Here is a 1,779-nt window from a genome sequence, read left to right as displayed (position 1 = left end):
ATGACCGCAGTTGAGTCTGGTTCGGGGGGTGGGGGCAGGGGTCCTCTGGTGGACATGTCGTGGGACCCGATCACCCGGATCGTGGGGAACCTCGGCGTCTACACGAAGATCGACTTCGCCAACCGGGAGGTCGCCGAGTGCCACTCCACCTCCTCCCTCTTCCGCGGCTACTCCGTCTTCATGAAGGGCAAGGACCCCCGCGACGCCGGGTTCATCACCTCCCGCATCTGCGGCATCTGCGGCGACAACCACACCACCTGCTCCAACTACGCCCAGCAGATGGCCTACGGCGTCAAACCCCCGCCCATGGCCGAGCACATCACCAACCTCGGCGAAGCCGCCGAGTACATGTTCGACCACACCCTCTACCAGGACAACCTCGTCTTCGTCGACTACTGCGAAGCCATGGTCAAAGCCACCAACCCCACCCTCCTGGCCCGCGCACGCACCACCGAGGCCCCCCGCGGCCACGTCCACGGCCACCGCACCGTCGCCGACGTCATGAAAGCCTTCAACCCCTTCGAAGGCCACATGTACAAAGAAGCCCTGAAGATCTCCCGCACCACCCGCGAGATGTTCTGCCTCATGGAAGGCCGCCACGTCCACCCCTCCACCCTCTACCCCGGCGGCGTCGGCACCGTCCCCGCCCCCGCCCTCTTCACCGACTACCTCACCCGCCTCCTGCACGTCGTCGACTTCGTCAAACGCTCCGTCGCCATGAACGACGACGTCTTCGACTTCTTCTACCAGGCCCTGCCCGGCTACGAGGAAGTCGGCCGCCGCCGCATCCTCCTGGGCTGCTGGGGCGCCTGGCAGAACCCCGACGTCTGCGACTACCGCTACGCCACCATGAACACCTGGGGCAAGGCCATGCACGTCACCCCCGGCGTCATCGTCGACGGACGACTGATCACCAACGACCTGATCGACATCAACCTCAACCTCCGCATCCTCCTGGGCTCCTCCTACTACCAGGACTGGACCGGCGAAGACCCCTACGTCACCCACGACCCCCTGGGCAACCCCGTCGACCCCCGCCACCCCTGGAACCAGACCACCCTCCCCGCCCCCCAAAGACGCGACTTCGACGCCCGCTACAGCTGGGTCATGTCCCCCCGCTACCACCACCCCCCCACCGGCGAGCACCTCGCCCTGGACACCGGCGGCGGCCCCCTGGCCCGCCTGTGGTCCACCGCCCTGAACAACCTCGTCGACACCCCCTACGTCAAAGCCACCGGCCACAGCGTCCAGATCAGCCTCCCCGCCGGCCACACCCTGCCCGAGACCACCCTGGAATGGCACATCCCCCAGTGGTCCAACACCCTCGAACGCGACCGCGCCCGCCCCTACTTCACCGCCTACGCCGCCGCCATGGCCCTGCACTTCCTCGAACAGGCCACCGCCCTGCAACGCACCGGCGACACCCGCGTCTTCCAGGACTTCACCGTCCCCGACGAAGCCGTCGGCTGCGGCTTCCACGAAGCCGTCCGCGGCGTCCTCTCCCACCACCTCGTCATCAAAGACCGCAAGATCGCCAACTACCACCCCTACCCCCCCACCCCCTGGAACGCCAGCCCCCGCGACACCCACGGCACCCCCGGCCCCTACGAAGACGCCGTCCAGGGCACCCCCCTCTTCGAAGAGAACGGCCCCGACGACTTCAAAGGCATCGACATCCTGCGCACCGTCCGCAGCTTCGACCCCTGCCTCCCCTGCGGCGTCCACATGTACCTCGGCAACGGCAGAACCCTCACCACCACCCACACCCCCACCTACGGA

At 67.5% G+C, this 1,779-nt stretch carries 1 protein-coding gene; it reads left to right on the top strand.

Features of this window, described 5'->3' with window-relative positions; genetic code table 11:
* Positions 1 to 1,779: nickel-dependent hydrogenase large subunit (locus ABZ861_RS31430; RefSeq protein ID WP_361637447.1), on the top strand; the 1,779-nt coding region annotated here is incomplete at its 3' end.

It is taken from the genome of Streptomyces sp. NPDC046985 (assembly GCF_040644415.1).
Taxonomy (GTDB): Bacteria; Actinomycetota; Actinomycetes; order Streptomycetales; family Streptomycetaceae; genus Streptomyces.
Note: the sequence above shows the minus strand (reverse complement) of the source record. Positions and strands in the feature narration are given on the sequence as shown.